At 35.3% G+C, this 26,075-nt stretch carries 24 protein-coding genes and 1 other annotated feature; of the genes, 23 read left to right on the top strand and 1 reads right to left on the bottom strand.

The features are described 5' to 3' along the window. Positions 1 to 108: 108 nt before the first annotated feature. The 20 genes from pgeF to pyrE all read left to right on the top strand — a co-directional run bounded on the left by pgeF (position 109) and on the right by pyrE (position 19,572). Positions 109 to 933, top strand: a complete 825-nt coding sequence (pgeF, locus tag BN2144_RS16330; protein WP_033829295.1) for a peptidoglycan editing factor PgeF — start codon at positions 109 to 111, stop codon at positions 931 to 933. Continuing rightward, positions 930 to 1,604: a YggS family pyridoxal phosphate-dependent enzyme gene (locus BN2144_RS16325; protein ID WP_033829294.1), complete on the top strand. Its 675-nt coding sequence runs from the start codon at positions 930 to 932 to the stop codon at positions 1,602 to 1,604. The genes pgeF and BN2144_RS16325 overlap by 4 nt, the downstream gene beginning before the upstream one ends. Positions 1,605 to 1,632: 28 nt before the next feature. Continuing rightward, a complete protein-coding gene (locus BN2144_RS16320; protein WP_033829293.1) occupies positions 1,633 to 2,082 on the top strand; it encodes a cell division protein SepF in 450 nt (149 codons plus the stop codon). Then, a complete protein-coding gene (locus BN2144_RS16315) occupies positions 2,066 to 2,344 on the top strand; it encodes a YggT family protein (RefSeq protein WP_139017907.1) in 279 nt (92 codons plus the stop codon). The genes BN2144_RS16320 and BN2144_RS16315 overlap by 17 nt, the downstream gene beginning before the upstream one ends. 168 nt (positions 2,345 to 2,512) lie before the next feature. Continuing rightward, positions 2,513 to 3,286 carry a YlmH family RNA-binding protein gene (locus BN2144_RS16310; protein ID WP_033829291.1) on the top strand — a complete coding sequence of 258 codons (774 nt, stop codon included), beginning with the start codon at positions 2,513 to 2,515 and terminating at the stop codon, positions 3,284 to 3,286. 99 nt (positions 3,287 to 3,385) lie between these two features. Next, entirely contained in the window at positions 3,386 to 3,898 is a 513-nt protein-coding gene (locus BN2144_RS16305) for a DivIVA domain-containing protein (protein WP_033829290.1), read from the top strand. Between the two features lie 94 nt (positions 3,899 to 3,992). Next, positions 3,993 to 4,222, top strand: a binding site (T-box leader). A 38-nt stretch (positions 4,223 to 4,260) separates the two neighbouring features. Beyond that, positions 4,261 to 4,443: a hypothetical protein gene (locus BN2144_RS20480; RefSeq protein ID WP_222860101.1), complete on the top strand. Its 183-nt coding sequence runs from the start codon at positions 4,261 to 4,263 to the stop codon at positions 4,441 to 4,443. After that, positions 4,433 to 7,204, top strand: coding sequence for an isoleucine--tRNA ligase (gene ileS / locus BN2144_RS16295; protein WP_033829288.1), 2,772 nt, complete (start codon positions 4,433 to 4,435; stop codon positions 7,202 to 7,204). The genes BN2144_RS20480 and ileS overlap by 11 nt, the downstream gene beginning before the upstream one ends. A 168-nt stretch (positions 7,205 to 7,372) precedes the next feature. Continuing rightward, entirely contained in the window at positions 7,373 to 7,663 is a 291-nt protein-coding gene (locus tag BN2144_RS16290) for a hypothetical protein (protein WP_033829287.1), read from the top strand. 122 nt (positions 7,664 to 7,785) lie between these two features. Beyond that, a complete protein-coding gene (gene lspA, locus BN2144_RS16285) occupies positions 7,786 to 8,250 on the top strand; it encodes a signal peptidase II (RefSeq protein WP_033829286.1) in 465 nt (154 codons plus the stop codon). 1 nt (position 8,251) lies between these two features. Beyond that, positions 8,252 to 9,163 (top strand): RluA family pseudouridine synthase, encoded by a 912-nt coding sequence (locus tag BN2144_RS16280; RefSeq protein ID WP_033829285.1) that lies wholly within the window; start codon positions 8,252 to 8,254, stop codon positions 9,161 to 9,163. 181 nt (positions 9,164 to 9,344) lie between these two features. Further along, positions 9,345 to 9,890, top strand: coding sequence for a bifunctional pyr operon transcriptional regulator/uracil phosphoribosyltransferase PyrR (pyrR, locus tag BN2144_RS16275; RefSeq protein ID WP_033829284.1), 546 nt, complete (start codon positions 9,345 to 9,347; stop codon positions 9,888 to 9,890). Between the two features lie 171 nt (positions 9,891 to 10,061). After that, positions 10,062 to 10,997, top strand: coding sequence for an aspartate carbamoyltransferase catalytic subunit (locus tag BN2144_RS16270; protein ID WP_033829283.1), 936 nt, complete (start codon positions 10,062 to 10,064; stop codon positions 10,995 to 10,997). Further along, complete coding sequence (locus BN2144_RS16265; RefSeq protein ID WP_033829282.1) at positions 10,963 to 12,255, top strand: dihydroorotase; 1,293 nt, start codon at positions 10,963 to 10,965, stop codon at positions 12,253 to 12,255. The genes BN2144_RS16270 and BN2144_RS16265 overlap by 35 nt, the downstream gene beginning before the upstream one ends. Beyond that, entirely contained in the window at positions 12,252 to 13,346 is a 1,095-nt protein-coding gene (locus tag BN2144_RS16260) for a carbamoyl phosphate synthase small subunit (protein ID WP_033829281.1), read from the top strand. The genes BN2144_RS16265 and BN2144_RS16260 overlap by 4 nt, the downstream gene beginning before the upstream one ends. Beyond that, positions 13,327 to 16,542 carry a carbamoyl-phosphate synthase large subunit gene (gene carB, locus BN2144_RS16255; protein WP_033829280.1) on the top strand — a complete coding sequence of 1,072 codons (3,216 nt, stop codon included), beginning with the start codon at positions 13,327 to 13,329 and terminating at the stop codon, positions 16,540 to 16,542. The genes BN2144_RS16260 and carB overlap by 20 nt, the downstream gene beginning before the upstream one ends. After that, positions 16,539 to 17,321: a dihydroorotate dehydrogenase electron transfer subunit gene (locus tag BN2144_RS16250; protein ID WP_033829279.1), complete on the top strand. Its 783-nt coding sequence runs from the start codon at positions 16,539 to 16,541 to the stop codon at positions 17,319 to 17,321. The genes carB and BN2144_RS16250 overlap by 4 nt, the downstream gene beginning before the upstream one ends. Next, complete coding sequence (locus BN2144_RS16245; protein WP_033829278.1) at positions 17,318 to 18,256, top strand: dihydroorotate dehydrogenase; 939 nt, start codon at positions 17,318 to 17,320, stop codon at positions 18,254 to 18,256. The genes BN2144_RS16250 and BN2144_RS16245 overlap by 4 nt, the downstream gene beginning before the upstream one ends. Then, positions 18,228 to 18,962, top strand: a complete 735-nt coding sequence (gene pyrF / locus BN2144_RS16240) for an orotidine-5'-phosphate decarboxylase (protein WP_033829277.1) — start codon at positions 18,228 to 18,230, stop codon at positions 18,960 to 18,962. The genes BN2144_RS16245 and pyrF overlap by 29 nt, the downstream gene beginning before the upstream one ends. Next, on the top strand, positions 18,943 to 19,572 hold the full coding sequence (gene pyrE / locus BN2144_RS16235; protein ID WP_033829422.1) for an orotate phosphoribosyltransferase: 630 nt from the start codon (positions 18,943 to 18,945) through the stop codon (positions 19,570 to 19,572). The genes pyrF and pyrE overlap by 20 nt, the downstream gene beginning before the upstream one ends. Before the next feature lie 49 nt (positions 19,573 to 19,621). On the opposite strand, the gene BN2144_RS16230 is transcribed toward pyrE, so the two are convergent. Next, entirely contained in the window at positions 19,622 to 21,328 is a 1,707-nt protein-coding gene (locus BN2144_RS16230; RefSeq protein WP_033829276.1) for an Rqc2 family fibronectin-binding protein, read from the bottom strand. A gap of 246 nt (positions 21,329 to 21,574) precedes the next feature. Between BN2144_RS16230 and BN2144_RS16225 the strand changes: the two genes are divergently transcribed. From BN2144_RS16225 to gmk, 3 genes are all read left to right on the top strand, one after another. Further along, complete coding sequence (locus tag BN2144_RS16225; protein ID WP_033829275.1) at positions 21,575 to 24,247, top strand: calcium-translocating P-type ATPase, SERCA-type; 2,673 nt, start codon at positions 21,575 to 21,577, stop codon at positions 24,245 to 24,247. 118 nt (positions 24,248 to 24,365) lie between these two features. Beyond that, entirely contained in the window at positions 24,366 to 25,223 is an 858-nt protein-coding gene (locus BN2144_RS16220) for a YicC/YloC family endoribonuclease (protein WP_050632348.1), read from the top strand. Positions 25,224 to 25,457: 234 nt separating this feature from the next. Next, entirely contained in the window at positions 25,458 to 26,075 is a 618-nt protein-coding gene (gene gmk, locus BN2144_RS16215; RefSeq protein ID WP_033829421.1) for a guanylate kinase, read from the top strand.

Raw genomic sequence — 26,075 nt, 5'->3', positions numbered from 1 at the left:
ATTGAATTAGCTTACCTCGGTGATGGACGTATTTATTATTCATTTGTTAATATTTATATGGTAAACTGAATAAAGGATTAGCAAGTATTAGGGTAGGTGGTGTATTGCATGAAAGAGCCTTTTCATTTCGTTGATGAATCATATTATTTAATTCATCATTGGCAAAAAATTAACCCGCAAGTTGTTGCTGGCTTTACAACGAAAAATGGTGGAACAAGCAGTGAGCCATATGAAAGTAATAATTTTGGATTTCATGTAGGGGATCAACAAGAAAAGGTTGTTCAAAATAGAAAAAGACTTGCTCAAAAAATAAACTTTCCGTTAGAAAATTGGGTCTCATGTGAGCAAACCCACGGAATTAATATATACCAAGTTACTGAAAGAGATAAAGGAAAAGGATCAAGTCTGTATTCCGATAGTATAAAAGATTGTGACGGAATTTTCACAGACCAAAATCATATACTATTGACTCTAATGTATGCTGATTGTGTACCAATATTCTTTCTAGCTCCAGAAAATAATATAGGAATTGTCCATGCTGGATGGAAAGGTACAGTCAACAATATCGTTCGCTCCTTTATTGAACAATGGAGAAAATCTGGTATACGTAAAGAAACAATTCATGTTACAATAGGACCTTCTATTTGCAATAAATGCTATATTGTCGATAATAAAGTGATAAAGGAAGTGCAAAAGCTTCCAATTGACAATGCGCAAAGTTGCTATGAACAAATTGAGGAGAACCAATACAGAATAGACTTAAAAGAATTGAATAGGTTGTTACTCTTAAAAGAAGGAATTAAGCAAGAAAACATACTAGTAACTAGTCTTTGTTCTAGTTGCAACGATACTCACTTTTTCTCTCATCGCCGTGATCATGGCAGAACAGGACGTATGATGGGGTTTATTGGAATAAGGGAGGAAAAAAATTGAACTCAATAAAAGGCAATTACGAACGACTTAATGAAAAGCTTACAAAAGCATGTCAGAAGTCAAATAGAAGACGTGAAGATATCACTGTAATAGCGGTAACTAAGTATGTTAGTGTTGAACGTGCTAATGAAGCGATAGAATTAGGTATTCGTAATTTAGGTGAAAATCGTGATCAAGAGTTTTTAAAAAAATATGAGGTTTTAGGAAATCGTGCTAAATGGCATTTTATTGGTACACTACAAACAAGAAAAGTTAAAAACATTATTGATAAAATTGAATATATTCACTCCCTAGATCGTCTTTCTTTAGCTAAAGAGATTAATAAAAGAGCAGGTAGGACCATATCTTGTTTTGTTCAAGTAAATGTAAGTGGTGAAAACTCAAAGCATGGTTTAAGACCTGATGAAGTAATCCCATTTATTGAGCAATTAAAAGATTATCCGAATATAAAAGTAGTTGGATTAATGACAATGGCGCCCCATATTGATGATGAAACAGTATTGCGGAATTGTTTTCGCTCATTAAAAAGACTTCAAAAAGAAGTGCAACAATTGCAATTACCTTATGCTCCGTGTACCGAGCTTTCCATGGGGATGTCAAATGATTTTGAAATTGCGGTGGAAGAGGGAGCCACTTATATCCGTATAGGGTCAGCGTTAGTAGGCGAGTAAAATGAAATGATGTAGGAGGTGATTACGAATGGGTTTAAAATCAAAAATAAAAACATGGTTCTTTTTGGATGATAATTATGAAGATGAGTATGAAGAGGAAGAATATATAACACATGAAAATGTGAACGAAACAAATCAGACAAATTTTCAATCACACCAAAAGAAAAATGTCGTCAGTCTTCAAAGTGTAAAAAACTCCTCAAAACTCGTACTGGTTGAGCCGAGAGTATTTAATCAATCGCAGGAAATTGCAGATCATTTAAAAAATCGTCGAGCAGTTGTAGTGAATTTACAACAAATTGATAAAAGTGAAGCAAGGCGGATAGTTGACTTCTTAAGTGGCACTGTCTATGCTATTGGCGGTGAAATACAAAAAATAGGTACATATATTGTTTTGTGTACCCCCGATAATGTAGAAGTTTCAGGAACGATTTCTGAAGTACTTTTAGACCAAAATTTTGATGATACGAGGTGGTAAGGTGACAATTATTATTTCTGCAATCAATTCTTTAATAAATATTTATTTTTATGCCTTAATTATTTATATATTTATGTCTTGGATACCAGGTGCGAGGGAATCACAAATTGGCGAGTTTTTAGGACGTATTTGTGAACCATATCTAGAACAATTTCGTCGTTTTATACCGCCTCTTGGTATGATAGATTTTTCTCCAATTGTTGCTTTATTTGTACTACAATTAGCCCAAGTTGGCCTTCACTCCATTGGTACATGGTTTTAATATTTTAATAACCCTGTTGCTATTCGTTAAGAGTTGCTTTAGATTGCACGAGATAACGCAATTTGCATAATCGAGGAGTTGTCTTACGTTAGCTACAGGTCATTTTTCATTCATAAGCAATGTGCAATGAGAAAATAGTCACAAATTTACGTATGACGAGGAGAAAAAATGTCAATATATCAACATTTTCGTCCTGAAGAAAAGGAGTTTATAGATCAAGTACTTAATTGGAGAGATTCGGTTGAACAAACATATGCACCGAGGTTAACTGATTTTTTAGATCCTCGGCAACAATATATAGTCAATTCAATTATTGGCAAGAATCATGACTGGAAAGTTTCTTTTTTTGGTGGAATTGAAATGGCCGAACGGAAACGAGCTATTATCTATCCGAACTACTTTACACCAATAGAGGATGATTACGAAATCACTCTATTTGAAATCATGTACCCGGAGAAATTTGTAACTCTTACCCATCCGGAAGTGCTAGGAAGTTTAATGGGTTTAGGCTTAAAACGAAGTAAGTTTGGAGATATATTCATCCGTGAAAAGTCTATTCAATTTTTAACTGCATCGGAAATAGCAGAATATATCCGTGCGAATTTTGTCATGGTTGGCCGGACAAAAATACAGTTAGTAGAAAGACCATTCACTGAAATCCTCAATTTTGCAGAGTCTATCAGTGAGTTAAATTTTACTGTATCATCATTACGTATTGATACAGTTTTGGCAAATGCAAGTCGTCTATCAAGACAAAAGATACAGTCATTAATTGAACAAGGTCTTGTTAAAGTGAATTGGGCAGTTGTTCATTCCACCTCTTATGAACTTCAAGAAGGAGATGTAATATCTGCTCGAGGAATTGGTAGAATTCGATTGCTTACAATTGGAGATAAAACAAAAAAGGATAAATGGAAAATTACAGTAGGAAAATATAAATAATTTTTATCTTTTGAAGGAAAATTCCCGTATCGTGTCGAATTTTAGTATATAATAAAAAGCGAGAGTATTTTGCCGATTTATACATATGGAGGTGGCTTTATGCCTTTAACGCCGTTAGATATACATAATAAAGAATTTTCAAAAACTTTTCGTGGGTTTGATGAAGATGAAGTAAATGAATTTTTAGATCAAGTAATTAAAGATTATGAAATGATTATTAGAGAAAAAAAGGAATTAGAAAATCAATTAAAAGAAACGCAAGAAAAATTAACACATTTTTCCAATATTGAAGAAACGTTAAACAAATCGATTGTTGTTGCTCAGGAAGCTGCTGAAGAAGTAAAAAGTACGGCACAAAAAGAAGCGAAATTAATTATTCGTGAAGCAGAAAAAAATGCTGATCGCATCGTGAATGAAGCTTTATCTAAAGCAAGAAAGATTGCCATTGAAATAGAAGATTTAAAGAAACAATCAAAAGTTTTTCGCAATCGTTTCAAATTATTAGTCGAAGCACAGTTAGACATGATTAATTCGAATGATTGGGATAACTTAATGGAATTCAATGTAGATGCGACGGAATTAAAATCAGCTAAAGAAGAGTCAATATCGTAATAAATGTAAAAAATATTTAGTAACGTATTGACTTCTAGTCTTATATTTGCATATAATTCCATATATCTATATATTTAAAAGCAACAGTAAAATATGTGAAACGATGAGAGGGACAGTACGATTTCAATTTCTTTTAAAGCGAGTCGGGGACGGTGGAAGCCCGGTAAAGGTGAAATACGGAAAATCACCCTGGAGTTCCAACCCTGAATGAGCAGTAGGGGGAGGCGTGAATAATCACGTTAAAATGGTGAAGTGGATGAAGATATAACAATATATCTTTGTCTATATGGGTGGTACCGCGGGAAAAGCTTTCTCGTCCCATTAGGGATGAGAAAGCTTTTTTATTTTTGGCGAATCAGAAAGTGGAAATTGAAAAAATTCTACTTTCCTATACGCATAAGCGAAAACTACGACTTTTTGGACGCCTAAAAGCGCGAGCCCCGAGTTTTCTTTACCCTAAAAAAGGTGTTGGAAAGTGGTTACTTTTTTTAAAATCAGTCAATCATGTAAATAAAGTTAAGGAAGGTGCTTTCATTGGATTATAAAGACACATTATTAATGCCGAAAACAGATTTCCCAATGCGTGGAAATCTCCCTAAAAAAGAGCCAGAAGTGCAAGCCCGTTGGGAAGAAATGAATATTTATAAAAAAGTACAGGAACGGACTAAAGGGCGGCCTAAATTTATTCTTCATGACGGCCCACCATATGCAAATGGGAGTCTTCATATGGGTCATGCACTAAATAAAGTGTTAAAAGACTTTATCGTTCGTTCGCGCTCAATGATGGGCTATGATGCACCATATGTACCTGGTTGGGATACACATGGGCTACCGATTGAGCAAGAGTTAACGAAAAAAGGTGTTAAGAGGAAAGAAATGGCAGTTGCTGAATTTCGTGAGTTATGTGAGAAATACGCATATGAACAAGTCGAAATTCAACGAGAAGGATTTAAAAAATTAGGGGTTCGCGGTGATTGGGACCATCCATATTTAACTTTGCATCACTCTTTTGAAGCACAGCAAATTCGTGTGTTTGGTGAAATGGCGAAAAAAGGCTTAATTTATAAAGGGCTGAAGCCAGTTTATTGGTCACCATCATCTGAATCAGCATTAGCTGAGGCAGAAATTGAATATAAAGATACGAAATCACCGTCAATTTATGTAGCTTTCCCAGTAAAAGACGGAAAAGATGTACTCGATCAAGATACCGAAATTATTATTTGGACAACAACCCCATGGACAATTCCTGCAAACCTAGGTATTTCTGTCCATCCGCATTTACAATATGTTGTAGTACAAGTTGAGGATAGAAAATTTTTAATTGCAGAGGATTTATTAAAATCAGTCAGTGAAGAACTAGATTGGACGAAATATGAAGTAATTAAAACTGTTCGAGGATCAGATCTTGAATACACTCTTGCTAAACATCCATTTTATGACAGAGACTCTCTTGTTATGTTAGGTGAACATGTAACAACTGATGCAGGTACGGGTTGTGTTCATACTGCACCTGGTCATGGTGAAGATGACTTTTATGTTGGTCAAAAATATAACTTAGGTGTTTTAAGTCCAATAGATGACAAAGGATGTATGACTGAAGAAGCGCCTGGATTCGAAGGTCTATTTTATGATAAAGCAAATAAAGCTATTACAGAAAAATTAGAAGAAGTCGGCGCATTATTAAAACTTTCATTCTTTACGCACTCGTATCCACATGATTGGCGGACAAAGAAACCTGTAATATTCCGTGCAACACCACAATGGTTTGCTTCAATTGATCCTATCCGTGAACAATTATTAACTGAAATTCATAATGTTCATTGGTATAACAAGTGGGGTGAAACAAGATTATATAATATGATTCGCGATCGTGGGGACTGGTGTATTTCTCGTCAACGTGTTTGGGGAGTGCCAATTCCAGTGTTTTATGCTGAAAATGGTGAACCTATTATTACTGAAGAAACAATTGAACATGTGGCAAATCTTTTTGCGAATCATGGTTCAAATATTTGGTTTGAAAGAGAAGCGAAAGAGCTTTTACCTGAAGGGTTCAGTCATCCAGGAAGTCCGAATGGTCGGTTTACTAAAGAAAGCGACATTATGGATGTTTGGTTTGATTCCGGTTCTTCACATCATGGTGTGTTAAGAACTCGTGATGAACTACAATTCCCTGCCGACATTTACTTAGAAGGTTCTGATCAATATCGTGGTTGGTTTAATTCGAGTCTAATCATTAGTGTTGCTGTTAACGGAATTGCTCCATATAAAGGTGTTGTTTCTAATGGATTTACAGTAGATGCTGAAGGGAAAAAAATGTCAAAATCAGTTGGAAACGTCATTGTACCTGATCAAGTAACCAAACAATTTGGTGCTGATATTTTACGTCTTTGGGTCTCTTCGGTAGATTACACAGCGGATGTAAAAGTTTTTATGGACAATTTCAAACAAGTTTCAGAGGTTTATCGAAAGATTCGTAATACGTTACGTTTTATGCTTGGTACAACATCTGATTTTGACCCAAAAGTGGATGCAGTATCTTATGAAGATTTACGTGAAGTTGATCAATATATGCTCGTTAAATTGAATAATTTAGTGAAGAATGTTCGCTATGCATATGAGCAGTATAATTTTATGGATATTTACCATGATATGAGTAAATTCTTTACGATTGATTTAAGTTCATTTTATTTAGACTTTGCAAAAGATGTTTTATATATTGAGGCAAGAAATCATCCGGTTCGACGTGCGATGCAGACAGTTATTTATGAATGTTTAGTTTCCTTAACAAAAATGTTATCACCAATTTTGGCACATACAGCTGATGAAGTTTGGGGATATATTAATGGTGTGGAGGAAGAAAGTGTTCAATTAACAGATCTTCCAGATTATAAAAAGTTGCCAAGAGCAGATGAGTTGGAAGAAAAATGGTCTAAATTTATGGATTTACGCGATGATGTTTTGAAAGCATTAGAAGAGGCACGTAATGATAAAGTTATTGGAAAGTCTTTAACAGCTAAAGTGTCATTATATGTGCGAGATGATGTTAAACAACTACTTGATTCCATTTCAGAAAATATTGGACAAATCTTTATTGTATCTGATTTTGAAATTGCTGGTAGTTATGAAGAAGCACCAGAGGATGCATTAAAATTAGAGCATGCAGCGATTGTAGTTTCTAAAGCTGAAGGTGAAACATGTGAGCGTTGTTGGGTTGTTAAAAAAGATGTCGGACATAATCATAATCACCCAACACTTTGCTCTCGATGCGCATCTACTGTAGAAGAACACTATAGTGATTTAGTTTAAAAAAAGGAAGGATTACCTTCCTTTTTTTCCTTTCTTTAAAATTATTTTCCACTTTTACCTTCTATTTAATGAAATAGTAAATTGTTTTAGAAGTTGAAAAGGAACATTCGGTCATAATAAACATACAATGATAAATAGAGAATCGACTACGGATGGGAGGGTTCAAGCTTGCATCATACGCTTCAAGATCTATATAACGAAATGGTTGCTATGAAGACAGACTTAGAAGAACACCTCAATAACAACGATTTATCGCCTCATGTGAAACAATTGGCCGAAGAAGAATTATTAGATTTAATTGCAACGATTGAGAAGATAGAAAGCGGTGGTTATGGCTTTTGTGAAGAAACAGGTTACCCAATTCCCGGTGAATTATTGTTATTTCAACCTACTGTACGTTCCTTAAGTGAAGTAAAAACATTGATGAAATTTTTTAGAAAACCAGTTTTTCCTTTATGACAGGTTAATATCCCGCCTGTCTCTTTTTTATTTTAGATGCTAATTGTTAATAAAGGTATGCAAACAGAAGATTTTTATGCTAAAATTCAAACAGAATATAAAGGTGTTTGGAGGTCTTATTTTTGGGATATTACATATTAGCAATCATGATAATTGGCTTAGACCAAATATCGAAATGGATGATCGTCTCCAATATGAAATTAGGGGAAAGTATACCAGTTATTGATCAATTATTATATATAACATCACACAGAAATAGTGGGGCTGCATGGGGAATTTTACAGGGGCAGATGTGGTTCTTTTATTTAATTACTGTTTTCGTTATCATCTTTATTATTTATTATTTGCATAAGTATGCAAAAGGAAAACTTTTGTTTAGTACTTCACTAGCTCTCATGTTGGGCGGCGCAATAGGTAACTTTATTGATCGCTTATTTAGAAAAGAAGTTATCGACTTCATTGATGTAAAGATTTTTAGTTATGATTTTCCAATTTTTAATGTAGCTGATTCAAGTTTAACAATTGGGGTTATATTATTAATAATTGTTATGTTTTTAGAAGAACGTAAAGAGAAAAAGGAGCAATAATATGGAAAAGATACTGCACATTGTCCAAGAAAACCAATCAGGGGAGCGAATCGATAAGTTAGTATCCTCTCTTGAGGAAGATTGGTCGCGGACGCAAGTGCAAGATTGGATTAAAGAAGGACGAGTGACGGTTAATCAAGATAAAATAAAAGCAAATTATAAATGTGAGCTTGGTGATCAAATTATTATAACTGTACCAGACCCTATACCACTAGATATTGAGCCGGAAGAGATGAATTTAGATATATATTACGAAGACGGTGATGTGCTAGTTGTAAACAAGCCTAGAGGAATGGTCGTACACCCTGCACCAGGACATGTTTCAGGAACACTTGTGAATGGTTTACTCGCTCATTGTAAAGATTTGTCAGGCATAAACGGAATTATGCGACCTGGCATTGTCCATCGAATTGATAAAGACACATCGGGATTATTAATGGTGGCAAAAAATGATTATTCTCATGAACGTTTAGTTGAGCAACTAGTGGAAAAGTCTGTTACAAGAAAATATGAGGCGATTGTTCATGGTGTAATTCCGCATGATTACGGAACGGTTGATGCGCCTATTGGTCGTGATAAAAACGACAGACAAAAAATGGCTGTTGTTGACAATGGGAAACATGCTGTAACGCATTTTCGAGTTATTGAGCGTTTTCAGGAATTTACTCATATAGAGTGTGAGCTTGAAACTGGACGTACCCATCAAATTCGAGTTCATATGAAGTATATTGGTTATCCTTTAGCTGGTGATCCGAAATACGGCCCAAAGAAAACGTTAGATATTGAAGGACAAGCACTACATGCAGGCGTTCTTGGTTTTATTCATCCGCGTAAAAACGAGTATATGGAATTTACTGCACCTCTACCAGATGAGTTCACAAGATTATTACAACAATTAAAATTAGATTTATAAATATTTGTTGACAAAATTAGGAATAAGATTTATCATCATAAATGAAGTGAATAACACCTTTAAATCAGTCCAGAGAGTCTGAGAAGGGAACGGATGATAATGATTAGTAAACTCCCCTCAGCTACTTGAAGGGGAGTTTTTTTAAAATCCAATTCCCAATAAAGAGATAGGAGGGAAAGACGTGCAAAAAGCTATCGTATTAGATGAACAAGCGATTCGCCGTGCACTAACACGGATTGCCCATGAAATTATTGAGCGTAATAAAGGTATTGATCATGTCGTTCTTGTTGGGATTCGTACACGGGGTATCTTTTTGGCAAGACGACTAGCTGAAAAAATCGCCCAAATTGAAGGTGCTAATATTCCAGTTGGTGAACTAGACATCACCCTTTACCGAGATGATCTGACGATAAAAACAAAAGATAAAGATCCACTTGTGAAGGGTTCAGACATACCAGTTGACATACATGATAAAACAGTAGTTTTAATTGACGATGTATTGTACACAGGTAGAACTGTTCGTGCTGGAATGGATGCTTTAATAGACTTTGGTAGACCAAGTAGTATCCAACTAGCAGTATTAGTTGATCGAGGGCATCGTGAATTACCCATTCGCGCTGATTATGTAGGAAAAAATATACCAACGGCTAAAACGGAGAAAATTGTCGTTGAACTAACCGAAGTTGATAAAATTGATCAAGTAACAATTCATGAAAACGAAATATAGCCCTTTTAACAGACAGTCCAGAGAGGCTGGAAAGGGGAGCATTAAGTAAGATAACATGATTACTGTATGACAATGTAGTAATTATGTTATTACTTATTCCTAACCTCTTTCCAATTACTGGGAAGAGGTTTTTTACATTTTAATGAAAAGTTTCATTGAGGGGGATAACGAATGAACAACTTGTTAACAATGGATGAATTAACAACAGGAGAGATTTTTAATATTTTAAAAGTCGCTGATGAGTTTTCTAAAGGGAAAGAATGGAGACTAGACGAACAAAAATTTGTTGCAAATTTATTTTTTGAACCAAGTACCCGCACAAAATGTAGTTTTGAAGTTGCAGAACGAAAATTAGGTTTTGATGTTATTCCATTTGAAGCAGGGACCTCAAGTGTATTAAAAGGGGAAACCTTGTATGATACGGTAAAAACTTTACAAAGTATAGGAGTTAACACGGTTGTAATTCGACACGAAAAGGAACGTTATTTTGATGAATTAGCTGGGATAAATATTCCTATCATTAATGGCGGTGACGGTTGTGGGCATCATCCTACTCAATCTTTACTTGATTTATTAACAATTCAACAAGAGTTCAGTAAGTTTCAAGGACTAAAAATTGCCATCATAGGGGATATCATGCATAGCCGAGTAGCTAGATCAAATGCGAATGCACTAACAAGACTTGGGGCGAAAGTATATTTTTCAGGACCGATAGAGTGGTTCGATGAAACGATTATTTCTCAAGGAACGTATTTACCAATTGATGAGGTAGTTGAACAAGTAGATGTTGTCATGCTTCTAAGAATACAACATGAAAGACATCAATCAACATCGACTATGACAAAGGAAGAATACCATCAGTCATACGGACTAACGATTGAGAGGGAAAAAAGAATGAAAAAACATAGTATCATTCTCCACCCAGCACCAGTCAATCGTGATGTAGAAATTGCCTCTCAACTAGTGGAGTGCGGGAGGTCAAGAATCTTTAAACAAATGAATAATGGTGTTTATGTCCGAATGAGTGTACTGAAACGAGCATTACAAGAACAAAACAAAGGGGAGTTTGAATATGAAGTTAGTTATCAAGAACGGGTCGCTAATTAATGAGAATGGTAATTTAGAAATAAAACACATGTATATTGATGAGAATGGAATGATTACTAAAATATCAGATGAACTAGTAGTAGAAGATCAAGACAAGGTTATCGATGCAGAAGGTCTTCTTGTTTCGCCAGGATTTATTGATGTCCACATTCATTTGCGTGAACCAGGTGGAGAACATAAAGAAACGATTGAGACAGGCACAAAAGCTGCATCAAAAGGTGGTTTTACAACAGTATGTGCAATGCCGAATACAAAACCAGTTCCAGACAATAGTGAAACACTAGAATGGTTACATCATAGATTTAAGGAATCTAGTAAAATTCGAGTTTATCCATATGGTTCAATTACAAAAAATTTAGAAGGAAATGAGTTAAATAATTTTCAAGAATTAGCGTCTTCTGGAGCTTTTGCTTTTACAGATGATGGAGTAGGTGTTCAAACTGCGGACATGATGTATCAAGCAATGTTAGAAGCTGCAAAGTTAAATAAGTCTATCGTCGCTCATTGTGAAGATTTATCACTTGTTCATTCAGGTGTTGTTCATGAAGGGAAAGTTGATAAACGATTACATTTAAATGGAATTTCATCACTATCTGAATCAGTTCAAATTGCAAGAGATGTTTTATTAGCGGAAAAAGCAGGTTGTCATTATCACGTTTGTCATATTAGTACAAAGGAATCTGTTCGCATTGTTCGTGATGCAAAAAGAGCGGGAATTAATGTAACAGCGGAAGTAACTCCACATCATTTATTATTGTCGGAAGAAGATATTATAAGTCATGATCCAAATTTTAAAATGAATCCACCATTAAGGAGTGTCGAGGACCGAGAAGCTTTAATAGAAGGATTGCTTGATGGAACAATTGATATGATTGCAACAGATCATGCTCCTCATGCAAAAGAGGAGAAAGATTTAGGAATGGAGAGGGCACCATTCGGTATTGTCGGGTTAGAAACTGCATTTCCATTATTATACACTCATTTGGTTGAGAAAGGGATTCTAACTTTACAACAATTAATTATGCTTTTAACAGGAAAACCAGCAGAAATATTTCAGTTCCCAACCGGAAAGTTACAAGAAGGTTCATTGGCGGATATTGTGTTAATTGATCTGAAACATGAACAAATTATTGATCCAACAACTTTTGTTTCAAAAGGAAAAAATACGCCATTTACAGGGTGGAAATGTAAAGGGTGGCCAGTAACTACAATTGTAGGTGGTGAAATTGTTTGGGAAAGGGAGCGTGTCAACCAATGAAAAGACAACTTATCTTGGAAGATGGTTCGGTATTTATCGGCGGGGCATTTGGTTCATTAGAAGATTCAATGGGTGAAGTAGTATTTCATACAGGGATGACAGGATATCAAGAAATAATTACCGACTCGGCTTTTGCTGGTCAAATCGTTACATTAACATACCCATTAATTGGAAATTATGGTATTAATCATGAAGATATTGAAACATTCCAGCCGTCCATTCGAGGGTTAATTGTAAAGGAAGTAAGTGATTTTCCATCGAATTTCCGAAATCAGCAAACAATTATGGAATACTGCAGAGATAAAAATATTCCTGGTTTACAAGGTATTGACACAAGAAAATTAACCAAAAAAATCCGTCAACAGGGCACATTGCGAGGAATGTTATGTAGTACTGATGTAAATCATGATGCGATTATTAAACAACTACAATGTAAGCAAGAAATAGACTTAGTATCAACGGTTTCAACAAAGCAAGTCTATTCAGTTCTAGGAAGAGGATATCGGATTGTACTTATTGACTATGGAATGAAGCAAGGTGTATTACGCGAACTTACCCTTCGCAATTGTAATGTCAGTGTTGTACCATATAACTCTTCAATAAGTGAAATTTTAGCATTACATCCAGATGGGATATTACTTTCAAATGGTCCTGGAAATCCAAAAAATATGCCCTATGCAATAAAAACAATCCAGAGCGTATTAGGAAAAATTCCGATTTTAGGAATAGGCTTAGGTCACCAATTACTAGCCCTTGCAAGTGGTGCTGAAGTAGAAAAGATGAAATATGGACATCGAGGAAATAGTTATCCTGTACAAGAAATTCGTAGTGGAAAAGTTATGTTAACATCTCAAAATCATGGATACGTTGTTGAGAAAGAATCTCTAAAACGGGTCCCACTCGAAATAACGCATATTGAAATTAATGATCATTCAATCGAAGGAATACGCCATCAAACAATGCCTGCATTTTCAGTCCAATTTAATCCAGAAGGTTCGCCGGGATCTGAAGAGGCTATCGAAATATTTGATCATTTTCTATCAATGATTAAAAAATGGGAGGGAACCCGTCATGAAGTGGTCAGATATTAAATCTATATTAGTTATTGGGTCAGGACCAATTGTCATAGGACAAGCAGCTGAATTTGATTACGCAGGAACACAAGCATGTCTGTCATTGAAAGAAGAAGGTTATCGTGTCATACTCGTCAATTCAAATCCAGCCACAATTATGACAGACACAGAAATTGCTGATGTTGTATACATAGAACCGTTATCAATTGAATTTATTAGTCGAATTATACGAAAAGAAAGACCAGATGCGCTACTTCCAACACTAGGTGGACAAACTGGTCTAAACTTAGCTGTTGAACTTTCGCAGTCTGGTATCCTTGCTGAATATGATGTAGAGATATTAGGTACAAAATTACAGTCGATAGAAAAAGCGGAAGATCGAGAACAATTCAGATCTTTAATGGAGGAGATTGGTGAACCGGTTCCAGAAAGTATGATTGTTCACAATTTAGATGAAGCGTATAAATTTGTTGGTGAAATTGGGTATCCTGTTATTGTACGTCCAGCTTTTACACTAGGTGGGACTGGTGGAGGAATTTGTGAAAATGAGCAGGAGTTAATTGAAATCGTTACGAATGGATTAAAAATGAGTCCAGTTCACCAAGTCTTATTAGAAAGAAGTATTAAAGGATTTAAAGAAATTGAATTTGAAGTTATGCGGGATGCAAAAGATCAGGCCATTGTAATTTGTAGTATGGAAAACGTCGATCCTGTAGGGATTCATACAGGAGACTCAATTGTAGTAGCGCCAACACAAACGTTATCAGACCGTGAATATCAAATGTTAAGAAATGTTTCGTTAAAAATTATTCGTGCTTTGCAAATTGAAGGTGGCTGTAATGTACAAATCGCACTAAATCCAAATAGTTTTCAATATTATATTATTGAAGTAAATCCACGGGTTAGTCGCTCATCAGCACTTGCTTCAAAAGCAACTGGCTATCCAATTGCTAAAATTGCAAGCAAAATCGCGGTTGGGTTGACTTTAGACGAGATGATGAATCCTGTGACAGGAAAAACATTTGCAATGTTTGAGCCAACGATTGACTATGTAGTAACAAAAATCCCGCGTTTTCCATTTGATAAATTCGAGTCAGCTACGAGAACCCTTGGTACACAAATGAAAGCAACTGGTGAAGTAATGGCAATTGGTCGAACGTTTGAGGAATCTCTGCTTAAAGCAATTCGCTCATTAGAAGCAGGTGTATATCATTTAACAATGGATGAATTACAAAGTGTATCAATAGATGAATTAGAACGGCGAATTAGAAATGCAGATGACGAACGAATTTTTTATGTAGGTGAAGCATTAAATCGGGGAATACCTGTAGAAACCGTTCATAAATGGAGTGAGATTGACTTATTCTTCTTACATAAATTAAAGAAGATTATTGATTTAGATGATGAATTACGTGAGGAACCATATAGCATAGAGATTTTAAAAAGAGCTAAAGAAACAGGATTTTCAGATAAGATTATTGCAAAGTATTGGAATATACCAGAAAAAGAAGTTTATCAACTTAGAAAAATAAATGGGATATTCCCAATCTATAAAACAGTAGATACATGTGCAGCAGAATTTGAAGCAGAAACACCTTATTATTATGCAACATATGAAGAAGAAAATGAGTCGGTCAAATCGGAAAAAGATAGTATTTTAGTTATCGGATCTGGACCAATTCGAATTGGTCAAGGAGTTGAATTTGATTATGCGACTGTTCATTCGGTTTGGGCTATTAAACAATCTGGATACGAAGCAATCATTATAAATAATAACCCAGAAACGGTTTCTACTGATTTTACCGTTTCTGATAAATTATACTTTGAGCCATTAACGATTGAGGATGTTATGAATGTAATTGAATTAGAACAACCTAAAGGAGTAGTTGTTCAATTTGGTGGGCAAACGGCAATAAACTTGGCGTCCCAATTAGTCGAGCGTGGTGTTCAAATATTAGGCACAAAACTTGAAGATGTTGATCGAGCGGAAAATCGGAAACTTTTTGAACAAACGTTAAATGAAAATAATATTCCACAGCCTAAAGGAAATACAGCATTAACTGTAGACGAGGCGGTAAATATTGCAAGAACAATTGGATACCCGGTTTTAGTTCGACCGTCATACGTATTAGGTGGAAGAGCAATGGAAATTGTGTACCACGAAAAAGAGTTACTACATTATATGGAAAACGCAGTTCGTATTAATCCAGACCAACCTGTATTAATTGATCGATATATAACAGGTAAAGAAATCGAAGTCGATGCAATTTCGGATGGGAAAGATGTCCTTATACCTGGAATAATGGAACATATTGAACGTGCGGGGGTCCATTCAGGTGACTCTATAGCAGTATATCCACCACAAAATTTATCAAAAACTGTGAAAGAGAAAATTGTCGATTATACAATAAAGCTGGCAAAATCACTTAATATCATCGGATTAATAAATATTCAATTTGTTGTAAGTGGGGAAGATGTTTTCGTAATTGAAGTAAATCCAAGATCTAGTCGAACAGTACCGTTTCTAAGTAAAATTACGCAAATACCAATGGCTAAAATTGCTATGAAGGTCATTTTAGGGGATTCACTTCGAACATTAGATGTTCCATTAGGTTTAGCAGCAGAGAAAGAAGGAGTTTATGTAAAAGTTCCGGTATTCTCATTTGCCAAATTGAAAAATGTGGATATTTCTTTAGGACCAGAAATGAAATCAACAGGTGAAGTCATGGGGAAAGATATTACTTTAGAAAAGGCTCTATATAAAGGCTTATTCGCTTCAGGGATGAAATTTTATACACATGGTTCAGTAATATTGACTGTAGCAGATAAAGATAAAGAAGAAGCTAGTTTTCTAGCAAAAAGATTTCAGCAGATTGGTTATCGAATTCTTGCAACAAAAGGGACAGCAACTTATTTAAAAGAAGCCGGAATAGATGTGGAAGAAGTTGAAAAAGTGGCCACACCAAGTTCAAATAATCTATTAGATTTTATACGGAGTGGTCAAGCACAACTTGTAATTAACACGATGACGAAGGGAAAAGAAATCGCTCGGGATGGCTTTCGGATTCGGAGAGAATCGGTTGAAAACGCAGTACCATGTCTAACATCTCTTGATACTGCGCGTGCAATTTTAAAGGTGTTGGAATCGTTAGTCTTCTCTGTAGATGCAATGCCTAGTAATAAGACTACACATAAGGAGCCGATCCACGTATGAAAACAGTTGAAACAATGAAAGTAGTCAGTCATAAAGAGATTGCTTTAAATATATATGAATTAATTTTAAAAGGAGAGTTAGTCTCGCAAATTGAAAGACCAGGCCAATTCGTTCATGTAAAAATAGGAGATGGAACTTCTCTTCTTGATGGCCCCCTACTTCGCCGACCAATCAGTATAGCAAATATTAATTTACCTAATTCGGAAATGTCCCTAATTTATCGAGCAAATGGTAAAGGGACAACAATGCTTTCACGTAAAGATATTGGTGACGAGATTAATGTTCTTGGCCCTTTAGGCAACGGATTTCCGATAGATAATATTGAGGTAGGTAAAGTAGCACTCTTAGTAGGTGGAGGTATAGGTGTACCTCCTCTATATGAATTATCAAAACAACTTGTAAAAAAAGGAATACAAGTAATCCACGTACTAGGGTTTCAAACAAAAGATGACGTTTTTCTTTATGAAGCGTTTCAGAAACTTGGCGAGACTTTCGTAGCGACTGAGGATGGTTCATTTGGGACAAAAGGGTTAGTGACAGATGTAATAAAGGAAAAAGTACAGGTTTTTGACCGTATTTATTCTTGTGGTCCAACACCAATGTTAAAGGCGCTAGAAGATACCTTTCATGATAAAGAAGTTTACATTTCATTAGAAGAGAGAATGAGCTGTGGAATTGGTGCATGTTTTGCTTGTGTTAAAAAGACAAGTGACGGTCAAGGGTATCGAAAAGTTTGTAGCGATGGTCCGGTATTTTTAGCAGGGGAGGTCATCTTATGACGAGTTTACATGTATCTTTGCCTGGTCTTGAGTTAAAAAATCCAATAATGCCTGCATCGGGTTGTTTTGGTTTTGGTCGTGAGTTTGCTGAATTTTATGACTTAAGTATATTAGGTGCAATTATGATTAAAGCAACGACATTGGAACCGAGATTCGGTAATCCGACCCCACGTGTTGCGGAAACATCAGCGGGAATGCTTAATGCAATAGGTTTACAAAATCCAGGGTTAAAAAAAGTTATGGAAGAAGAGCTACCTTGGTTAAGTCAATTTGATGTACCAATAATTGCCAATATTGCTGGTTCAACGATTGAAGACTATGTAGCTGTTGCAAGAGAAATATCGACAGCAAGTAATGTTCGAGCTCTAGAATTAAACATATCTTGTCCAAATGTGAAGCAAGGTGGAATTGCTTTCGGTACAGTTCCAGAAGTGGCAAAAGCAATTACGAAAAGTGTTAAAGAAGTATCTCATGTACCTGTTTATGTTAAACTATCGCCAAACGTTACTGACATTCGGGCGATGGCGAAAGCAGTAGAAGACGGTGGTGCAGATGGAATTTCGATGATTAATACTTTAACAGGTATGACAATGGATATAAAGACTGGCAAGCCAATATTGGCAAATATAACAGGTGGGCTATCGGGTCCAGCGATTAAACCGGTAGCACTACGAATGGTTTATGAAGTAAGTCAAACGGTAAACATTCCAATTATTGGAATGGGTGGAATTTCAACGGCAGAAGATGTTCTTGAATTTGTTTATGCGGGTGCAAGTGCTGTTGCTATTGGTACAGCAAACTTAGTAGATCCATTTATTTGTCCGACATTAATTAATGATCTAGAAGAATTAATGTTAAGACTGCAAATTGATCATCTTTCTGAGGTTTGTGGAAGGAGTTGGAAAAATGAACAATCCAGTTATTATTGCTCTTGATTTCGCATCTAAACAGGAGATGTGTGAATTTCTAGAAAACTTTCGTGATGAAAAGCTATTTGTTAAAGTCGGTATGGAATTATTTTATCAAGAAGGCCCGTCAATAATTCGTGAATTAAAATCGATGGGACATTCCATTTTTCTTGATTTAAAGCTTCATGACATTCCCAATACGGTCGGTCGAGCTATGAAGGGAATTGCAAGCTTAGGAGTAGATCTCGTTACCGTTCACGCAGCAGGCGGTAGTGAGATGATGAAGGCGGCTATTGAAGGATTAAAAGCTGGAACACCAAAAGGAAGATTACGTCCAAGTTGTATTGCTGTAACACAATTAACGAGTACTTCTGAGGGGCAAATGCAGTCAGAACAATTAGTTTTATCAACGATTGAACAATCTGTTTACCACTATGCTTCTTTAGCAAAAAAGGCAGGGCTTGACGGTGTTGTTAGTTCTGTACATGAAGTGTCATTACTTCGGAAATTAGGAGAAGATTTCTTAATTGTCACCCCTGGAATTCGATTAAAGGAGGACCAATCCAGTGATCAAAAACGAGTGGCTACCCCAAAACATGCAAGAGAAGTCGGTTCTTCAGCAATTGTCGTAGGTCGGTCTATTACAGAAAGTTCTGACCCATACAAAACGTATCAAATGATAAAACAACAATGGGAGCTGATTGATAATGAATATGAAACAAAAAGTAGCTGAAACATTACTAGAAATAGGGGCAGTTTCTCTTAATCCTACCAATCCTTTCGTGTGGACTTCGGGAATTAAATCACCAATTTACTGTGATAATCGACTGATTTTAGGCTACCCTGAGATTAGGAAAGAGATAGCTAAAGGTTTATGTAGTTTAATAACTGAACATTTCCCAGACGTTGAAATAATCGCTGGAACTGCAACTGCAGGTATTCCCCATGCAGCATGGGTGAGTGAACTTTTACATGTACCAATGTGTTATGTTCGTTCAAGCACAAAAGGACACGGAAAGAAAAATCAAATTGAAGGTCCTATTAAAAGTGGGAAAAAAGTCGTTGTTATTGAAGATCTAATTTCAACTGGAAAGAGTTCAATTTTAGCAGCAAATGTGTTAAAAGAAGCAGGTTGTCAAGTCTTGGGAATTGTCTCGATTTTTACTTATGAATTAAGTGAGGCTACCAATCTTTGTCAAGAGGCAGAAGTTCCTTACTATTCTTTGTCTAATTTTTCAACTTTAATTGCAACAGCGGTCGATAAAGGTTATTTGACGAAAGATGATATGAGCTCTGTGTTAAAGTGGCGGGAAAATCCAAAACAATGGCTAAGTAATTCCTAATATCCTTTTGATTAAAGTTAAAGTGGAGGTTTAGACCCCCACTTTTTCTTCACTTTTTCTTCATTTTTATAACGGTTTCTTGGTTTGGTGTGACAAAAATGGTTTGTTGATGATCATAAATGACAAAACCCGGTTTTGCCCCATTTGGTTTTCGAACGTATTTCACTTTTGTATAATCAACGGGAACACGACTAGATCTTCGCGCTTTACTATTATATGCAGCAAGTATAGCGGCTTCTTTAATTGTTGTTTCTGTTGGATTTTCACTTCGAATAACAACATGAGAACCAGGTATATCTTTTGTATGTAGCCATAACTCATTTTTCTTAGCTAGCTTCGTTGTTAAATAATCATTTTGTTTATTATTTTTACCGACTAATATAGATTCTCCATCAGTAGAGACATAATGTTCCAATTCGGGGTGAGATTTTTGCCTCTTTTGTCCCTTTTTTACAGTAGCTTTCATATAACCTTGTTCAGATAATTCTTCTTTAATCTCCTCAATATCTTTAGGTGCAGCATTTTCTAGTTGTTGTAAAACATTTTCTAAATATAATAGTTCTTCTTTTGCCTTTTCAATTTGTTCTTTAGCATGTAGTAAAGCACTTTTACTCTTATTGTATTTTTGAAAATAAATTTGGGCATTTTCCGATGGTGTTTTATTTGGGTTTAAAGGAATGGTTACTCGTTTATTGTCATCATAGTAATTCTCTACAGCGATTTCCTTCATCCCTTTCTTTATTTCATACATATGGGCGGTAAGTAATTCCCCATATAGTTGATATGAATCACCATTTTCTGCTTCCTCCAATGTATTAAGTAATTTGTTTATTTTCACTTCATTTTTCTCAATTTCATTTTTCAATAAGCGTTCAATATCTCCACCGATTTGTTTTACACGATCTCGCTCTGCTTTCCCAAAATAGTATGCATCAAGTAGTTTACTTAAAGTGGGGAAAGACCTATATTCTCCTCGCACATGTTCTAGTGGAAATAAGTAAAAATGCTCTTTTTGTTTATTGTAAATTAAAGTAGGTGCTATTTCATTCGCTTTAATTTTTTCGATGAATGAAAGAAATGTTTTAGGTATCGTTAAACGGTTTGCGATTCCTGATTTTTTTACTACTTCTTTAGCAAATAAAGGAGATATTCCACTAAATCCATCAACAAGTTGCTTATCTATTTTCCCACTATTAAAGTCAATCGTTTTCAATACATCTTCTTCTTTGGTTATAAATGGATTTAATTTATTTTGACTTGGCGGCCATATGTAGGGTTGTCCAGGTAAAATTGCCCGGTATCGATTAATTGCAAAAGAAATATGTTTAACACTATCTAATATTTGTTCTTTCTCATCGTCAATTAACACAATATTACTGTGGCGACCCATTATTTCTACGATTAATTTTTTATATGAAAGATCACCAATTTCATTTCTTCCTTTAATTTTAAAAATGATTATTCGATCCATATCTTGTTGGGTAATTTCCTCGATAATATTTCCTTCTAAATGTTTTCTTAACATCATACAAAATAATGGAGGTGTAGCTGGATTTTCATAATCCTCCTCAGTAATTTGTACTCGAGCATATGAAGGGTGAGCAGAAAGGAGTAATTTAGTGTTTTTTCCTTGTGAACGAATGGTTAAAATAATTTCATTCAGGTATGGTTGGTGTATTTTTGTAATGCGACCACCAGTAAGTGTAGCAGCAAGTTCCTTTGTCATTGCATATGTAAACAGCCCGTCAAAAGACATGATAAAACCTCCAATTCAATGATTTGTTTTAAGAGATCAAGCCTGTTGTCAGCCTATTTTCCAGTAGAAATAAAAAGCAAGGAAGACAACTAGGGAACTCAAGAATGAATAATTTTTCGTTTCTAATTGGAATCTTTCACAAGTATAGCATTTTTTAGGACAAGGCTGAATAATCTTTAATGAGAAATCTACAAGGTAGTGAAAATAGACAAACATAATTCACAGAGAATGGAGGAGTGGAGTGAATTGAAATATCATAAAATGACCCCTGAACAAGTCGAACAAAAAATACAAACGTCGTTCCAAAAGGGGCTGACCAGTGAACAAGTAAAGAGAAGAAGAAAGCAGTTTGGATACAATGAACTTCAAGAAGGGGAAAAGCAATCTGCCTTGCTTTTATTTCTTAGTCAATTTAAAGATTTTATGGTAATTGTACTCCTTATTGCTACCTTGATATCAGGACTACTTGGTGAATATAGTGATGCAATTGCGATTATGGCCATCGTCTTAGTAAATGGAATTTTAGGTTTTATTCAAGAACGAAAAGCAGAAAAATCTTTAGATGCTTTAAAAGAACTATCTGCACCGATGGCCAATGTTTTTAGAGATGGGAAATGGGTGAAAATTCCATCGAAAGAAATTGTTCCAGGCGATGTTATTCGTTTTTCAAGTGGCGACCGAATAAGTGCAGATGTACGATTGTTTGAAATAAATAGTTTGGAAATAGAGGAATCTGCTCTAACAGGTGAATCAGTACCAACAAGTAAAGATATAGCAACGATTCATGAAGAAAATGTTGGTCTTGGCGACTTAAACAATATGGCGTTTATGGGCACAATGGTTACGAGAGGGAGTGGAAAAGGGATTGTTATTGGAACAGGTATGCAGACAGCAATGGGGCAAATTGCTGACTTACTTCAAACGGCACAATCGCTGCAAACTCCATTACAACGTAGACTAGAACAATTAGGGAAAATTTTAATTGCTGTAGCTTTAGTATTAACTTTACTTGTAGTGATTATTGGTGTCTTACAAGGTCATGATCTATATACAATGTTCCTCTCTGGTGTATCGTTAGCTGTAGCAGCAATTCCTGAGGGATTACCAGCAATTGTTACAATCGCATTATCATTAGGTGTACAACGAATGATTAAGAAAAATGCAATTGTACGGAAATTACCAGCAGTTGAAACTTTAGGTTGTGCATCAGTTATTTGTTCTGATAAAACTGGAACAATGACACAAAACAAAATGACAGTTACTCATTTATGGGCCAATAATAAAATATGGACTGTTTCGGGACAAGGATATGACCCACAAGGACAATTTTTTTATAAAAATAATGTGATGAATCCAACACGGGATCGTCATTTTGAAAAATTATTATCTTTTGCTATGGTTTGTAACCATTCAACATTAATTGAAGAACGGGATCAATACCGTGTAGATGGAGATCCGACAGAAGGGGCATTACTTGTTGCGGCTATGAAGGCTGGTTTTAACCGAAAACATTTACTTCAAGAATATAAAATTATCCAAGAGTTTCCATTTGACTCCGCAAGAAAAATGATGACCGTGATTGTAGAGGATAAAAAAGGTGAGCGATATGCAATCACAAAAGGTGCACCAGATATTTTAATTGGGTTAAGTGAATCGGTATTGGCTGATGGGAAAAAACAATATATGAGTCAAAGCTGGCTAAATACATTACAGACAACGGTCGACTCTTTAGCGTCAAAAGCGTTAAGAACGATTGCAGTTGCCTTTAAACCTGTACCAAAATATACATTTACACATGAATCTGAAGTAGAAAAAGAACTTATTTTTATTGGCCTACATGGAATGATTGATCCTCCAAGACCAGAAGTAAAAGCAGCTATTAAGGAATGCCGTGATGCTGGAATTAAAACCGTTATGATTACAGGTGACCATGTAACGACAGCGAGAGCAATTGGAAAAGAACTTGGCATACTTCAGCCGAATAGTATTGTGTTAGAAGGTAGTAAGTTAGAAACGATGACCGTGGAAGAATTAGAAGAGGTCGTTGATCAAGTTACCGTTTTTGCCCGTGTATCACCAGAACATAAATTAAAAATTGTTCAAGCATTCCAAAATAATGGCCATGTTGTTGCCATGACTGGTGACGGTGTCAATGACGCACCAGCTATAAAAGCTGCAGATATTGGGATTGCCATGGGAATTACTGGTACAGATGTTGCCAAAGAATCATCTGCTTTAGTTTTGCTAGATGATAATTTTGCGACAATTAGATCTGCTATTGAAGAAGGAAGAAATATATATGAGAATATTCGTAAATTTATCCGTTATTTACTCGCATCAAATGTTGGTGAAATTCTTGTCATGTTATTTGCAATGATTCTCGCTTTACCATTACCTCTCGTTCCAATTCAAATTCTTTGGGTTAACTTAGTGACGGATGGTTTACCCGCAATGGCACTAGGACTAGATCAGCCAGAGGGAGATGTAATGAAGCGGAAGCCTAGAAATCCAAGAGAAGGGGTATTTGCCAGGGGACTCGGTTGGAAAGTTATTTCTAGAGGTTTTTTAATCGGAATAGCAACTTTATTCGCTTTTATCATTTCATACAAACAAAATCCAGAACATTTAGAATATGCGCAAACGATCGCTTTTGCCACTTTAGTTTTAGCACAATTAATTCATGTTTTTGACTGTCGTAGTGACCATTCAATATTTGCCCGTAACCCGTTCGGTAACCCTTATTTAGTCTGGGCAGTTTTATCAAGTGTTATATTAATGGTCATGGTTATTTACTTCCCACCATTACAGACTGTGTTCCATACGGTATCCATTGTTCCTAGAGACTGGTTATTAATTGTTGCCATGTCAGCAATCCCAACATTTTTACTTGCAGGATCATTATTTTTAAGAAAAAATTAAATAGATTGTGGTATAATAACGAAAGGTATTAGGATTTATTTCTACTTACCTTTCTTTTTTTTATATTTATGCTATAATCTTTTTTTATGGAAGCATGAAATAAGGTGATTGTATGGTAATGAGTATGACCGGTTTTGGACGGTGTGAAAAGAATGGAGTCGTCGTAGAAATACGATCAGTGAATCATCGATATTTTGATTTTCATACTAAAATACCTCAATCTTTATCAATGTTTGAGGACAAAATAAAAAAAACTTGCCAAAAATATTTAACTCGTGGTAGAGTGGATTGCTCAATTAGTATATCAAGTATAAATGATATAAAACGTTCATTACATATTGACTGGAATTTAATTGATGAGTATTATCAATTCATCCGTCAATTAAAAGAAAAATATGAGTTAAACGATGAAATTTCTATATCTCATTTTTTGCAACAGAATGAACTCGTTTCAATCATTGAAAAGGAAACGAATGATTATCAATTAGAAGAACTCTTAATAACTGCCGTTGAAGAGGCTGTTCAAAATTTACAAAACATGCGAATGATTGAAGGAAGAGCACTCCAGAACCAATTGAATGAATACTTAAATGGTATTGAATCGCTTATTCTAGACATAACTAAACTTGCACCATCAGTTAAATTAGATTATGAGAATAAAATTCGAAAAAAAATTATTGAATATACGGATGGCTTCTTTGACGAGTCAAAAGTATTGACTGAGATTGCTTTTTTTGCAGAGAGGGTCGATATATCAGAAGAATTAACACGTTTAAATAGTCATCTAGTCCAGTTTCGGCAAACAATTCAATCATGTGAACCTATCGGTAGGAAGTGTGACTTTCTCATTCAAGAGTTGAATCGTGAAGTGAATACAATTGCTTCGAAGGCTAATAGCGCCGATATTAGCAAAAAAGTTGTTGATTTAAAGAGTGTAATTGAAAAAATTCGTGAACAAGTTCAAAATATTGAGTAATCAATATATACATAATGTCTATTTTAAATATAAACAAAACTCAGGGACACTTGAGCATTTAGGTAACTAAAGAGCTTAGTGTTCGCTTGATAAGAAAGAGCGTTTTTCGCTTTTGATGTAATGCTGACGAAACCTTCTATGGGCGCTTAAGTGCACATGAAAAGTAGAAATTGGAAAATGTCTATTTTCTTATTAGCCAAAAAAGAATTCGATGATAAAAGGGTAGGTGAAAGAATGGAACAAGAAAAAGGTTTATTAATTGTACTTTCAGGACCTTCGGGAGTAGGAAAGGGTACAGTAAGGAAAGCGGTATTTTCGGAGACAGATGTTAATTTTGAATATTCTATTTCAGCTACTTCCCGTCCGATGCGTCCAGGTGAGGTAGATGGAATAGATTACTTTTTTAAAACAAGGCAACAATTTGAAAAAATGATAAAGAATGAAGAATTACTTGAATACACTGAATACGTTGGGAACTATTACGGAACACCCGTTAATTATGTTCAAGATACGTTAGAAAAAGGGAAAGATGTATTTTTAGAAATCGAGGTTGAAGGGGCAAAACAAGTTAGGAAGAAATTTCCTGACGGGTTATTTATATTTTTAATCCCACCTAGTTTGAGTGAACTTGAAAAAAGAATAAAAACTAGAGGGACAGAAACAGATGACCTCATAAAAAATCGAATGTCCATAGCACGGGAAGAATTAAAAATGATGAACTTATACGATTATGTTATAGAAAATGACCGTGTTGAAAATGCTGTTGAAAAAATTAAATCAATCGTTATTGCAGAACATTGCCGAAGAAGTCGTGTTGAAAAAAGAATAAAAAAATTATTAGGAGTTGATTAA

The organism is Bacillus andreraoultii, from assembly GCF_001244735.1.
Lineage (GTDB): Bacteria > Bacillota > Bacilli > Bacillales > Caldibacillaceae > Caldifermentibacillus > Caldifermentibacillus andreraoultii.
Note: the sequence above shows the minus strand (reverse complement) of the source record. Positions and strands in the feature narration are given on the sequence as shown.

Bases quoted from the DNA above. Each gene is read 5' to 3' on its own strand.
- pgeF (WP_033829295.1), top strand. From the start codon at position 109: ATGAAAGAGCCTTTTCATTTCGTTGATGAATCATATTATTTAATTCAT.
- BN2144_RS16320 (WP_033829293.1), top strand. From the start codon at position 1,633: ATGGGTTTAAAATCAAAAATAAAAACATGGTTCTTTTTGGATGATAAT.
- BN2144_RS16315 (WP_139017907.1), top strand. From the start codon at position 2,066: ATGATACGAGGTGGTAAGGTGACAATTATTATTTCTGCAATCAATTCT.
- BN2144_RS16310 (WP_033829291.1), top strand. From the start codon at position 2,513: ATGTCAATATATCAACATTTTCGTCCTGAAGAAAAGGAGTTTATAGAT.
- BN2144_RS16305 (WP_033829290.1), top strand. From the start codon at position 3,386: ATGCCTTTAACGCCGTTAGATATACATAATAAAGAATTTTCAAAAACT.
- BN2144_RS16280 (WP_033829285.1), top strand. From the start codon at position 8,252: ATGGAAAAGATACTGCACATTGTCCAAGAAAACCAATCAGGGGAGCGA.
- BN2144_RS16270 (WP_033829283.1), top strand. From the start codon at position 10,062: ATGAACAACTTGTTAACAATGGATGAATTAACAACAGGAGAGATTTTT.
- BN2144_RS16265 (WP_033829282.1), top strand. From the start codon at position 10,963: ATGAAGTTAGTTATCAAGAACGGGTCGCTAATTAATGAGAATGGTAAT.
- BN2144_RS16260 (WP_033829281.1), top strand. From the start codon at position 12,252: ATGAAAAGACAACTTATCTTGGAAGATGGTTCGGTATTTATCGGCGGG.
- carB (WP_033829280.1), top strand. From the start codon at position 13,327: ATGAAGTGGTCAGATATTAAATCTATATTAGTTATTGGGTCAGGACCA.
- BN2144_RS16250 (WP_033829279.1), top strand. From the start codon at position 16,539: ATGAAAACAGTTGAAACAATGAAAGTAGTCAGTCATAAAGAGATTGCT.
- BN2144_RS16245 (WP_033829278.1), top strand. From the start codon at position 17,318: ATGACGAGTTTACATGTATCTTTGCCTGGTCTTGAGTTAAAAAATCCA.
- pyrF (WP_033829277.1), top strand. From the start codon at position 18,228: ATGAACAATCCAGTTATTATTGCTCTTGATTTCGCATCTAAACAGGAG.
- pyrE (WP_033829422.1), top strand. From the start codon at position 18,943: ATGAAACAAAAAGTAGCTGAAACATTACTAGAAATAGGGGCAGTTTCT.
- BN2144_RS16230 (WP_033829276.1), bottom strand. From the start codon at position 21,328: ATGTCTTTTGACGGGCTGTTTACATATGCAATGACAAAGGAACTTGCT.
- BN2144_RS16220 (WP_050632348.1), top strand. From the start codon at position 24,366: ATGAGTATGACCGGTTTTGGACGGTGTGAAAAGAATGGAGTCGTCGTA.
- gmk (WP_033829421.1), top strand. From the start codon at position 25,458: ATGGAACAAGAAAAAGGTTTATTAATTGTACTTTCAGGACCTTCGGGA.